Source organism: Haloferula sp. (assembly GCF_049672945.1).
Taxonomy (GTDB): domain Bacteria; phylum Verrucomicrobiota; class Verrucomicrobiia; order Verrucomicrobiales; family Akkermansiaceae; genus Haloferula.
On record NZ_JBATWY010000179.1, the window covers coordinates 1 to 1,810 of the forward strand.

3 protein-coding genes are annotated in these 1,810 nt (G+C 60.1%); 1 reads left to right on the forward strand and 2 read right to left on the reverse strand.

Going from position 1 to position 1,810, the window contains the following annotated elements; genetic code table 11:
- A partial coding sequence (locus WBG04_RS16175) for a hypothetical protein (protein ID WP_424315555.1) occupies nucleotides 1–203 on the reverse strand: 203 nt, incomplete at its 3' end.
- 62 nt (nucleotides 204–265) lie between these two features.
- On the reverse strand, nucleotides 266–1,465 hold the full coding sequence (locus WBG04_RS16180) for an ISAs1 family transposase (protein WP_424315557.1): 1,200 nt from the start codon (nucleotides 1,463–1,465) through the stop codon (nucleotides 266–268).
- Between the two features lie 223 nt (nucleotides 1,466–1,688).
- Between WBG04_RS16180 and WBG04_RS16185 the strand changes: the two genes are divergently transcribed.
- The coding region (locus WBG04_RS16185) for a sulfotransferase (protein ID WP_424315559.1) at nucleotides 1,689–1,810 on the forward strand (122 nt) is incomplete at its 3' end.

The window sequence follows — 1,810 nt, forward strand, 5'->3', positions numbered from 1 at the left end:
GGGTATGAGGTTCCGGGCGGCTTCAGTTCCCGGGGGACTTTGGACAAAAACCGCCTTTGAGCCCGGCCGTAGTTCTGCTCCAACTCCATCTTCCGGCGGAGTTCGTCCCCCAGGATTCGGGACAGACTGGTATCGTGTTCCGCAGCCCAGACCCTCGCCCAGCGAGCCACATCCTCATCGACCGAGATCGTCACGTTTTTCATGCTACACGAATATCGTGGAAAGAGTCAGGTGTCAAGTTGACCGCCACGTCGCTCCAGGGCATCTACATTTGACGGAGGCCGATGATCGCTTCGAGGTAGGCGGGGTCGAGGGCGGCGTAGATTCGTTTGCCGCGGATTGGTTCTCCCGGGCGTATGGGGTCTTTCTTGAGCATATTGAGTGCGATGCGCCTCAGGCATGAAAGGTTCTGGGCGGCGTCCCCGCAGCGGGCTCTCGCCTGGTCTTCGCTAAAGACCACATCGAGCACCCAGTGGCAGGAGTTCTCGATACCCCAGTGGGCCCGGCTGAGTTCGAGATGGCGCATGGCCTCTGGCGGCAGGCTGCTCAGGTAGTAGCGGGTGTCTTCGCGCACCCTGCCGTCACTGAGTTCGGCTCGACTCTCGACCCTGACGATGGAGCGCAACCCGAGCCAGTCACGCCGGACCTTTGCGGGCAGCCAGCTAAGATAGTCGGTGACGGTGCACACGCGTTTCTCAACCCGACCGTGACCCTTGTCGTGCTGCTCACAGACCTCGACCACCGCTCCCTTCTCCCGCGCGTAGTAGTTAAGGCTATCGGGATCCTCGAAGAAGGTCCGAACCTCTTCGTGAAGCGTGCCTTGGTTGCCCTTCAGCGCCAGCAGGTAATCCGCCTCGGCATGGATGATGGCGATCGCGATCTTCTTCTGTGCGCCCATCGCGTCGATGCTCACCACCGCGCCCTTGAGATTGAGATGGCGCAGCAGCTTGGGCACGGCGGTGATCTCGTTGCTCTTCGAGTCCACCGCCCGCTGGGCGAGCGTCAGCCCATTGTGGCAGGCCCAAGCGCTGACGATCTGCACGGTGCTCTCGTCGGCCTTGCGGCTACCACGCAGCGTCTTGCCGTCCAGCGCCACGAGCTGCCCGGCGAGGTCCGGGCAGACCGCCGCGACGAACTCGGCAATGCATTGGGCGAAGCGTTGCGGATCGATCGCGGCGAAGATCCGTAGGAAGGTGTTGCCGCAAGGAATGCCGTTGGGCAGGGACACCCACTTTTCTAACCACTCGCGCCGCGCCTTGGCGAAACGCACGAAGTCCTCGCAGGTGTCCATCCCGCAGAGCAATGCGCACAGCGAGATGAAGAGGATCGATCCGAAGGGATGACGGGTGGCGTTGCCGCTGCGCGGGTCTTCGATGACTTCGAACATTTCAAGACCCTCGGGCAGTCCGCCGCGGAGGTCGACCTCAGGATTATTATCGGATGAATCGGATGGAGTGGTAGCCATCCGGCCCCAATAAATCAAACACCTGTTTCGTACAAGCCCTGATAATCAGCGACTTCCAAATGTAGATGCCCTGGAGCTTACCCACTGCCCTGCTGACCATATTTCGTCAGGGCTGCAACAGCTCAGCCTCCAACAAGCGTGTGACTTGAGGCGGCTTTACTGGGATCGGGTCGGCGAAGAATACAAAACATTCGATCCGACCCGGCACCGCTTCATCAACAAGGTGGCTTTGAACAGCATCGAGATCGGCTTGATTGCCTGTTTGTTTCCAGAAGCCCGAATCATCTTTGCGCTTCGCGATCCGCGTGATGTGTGCCTGAGTTGTTTTCAACAAACCTTCCGGCC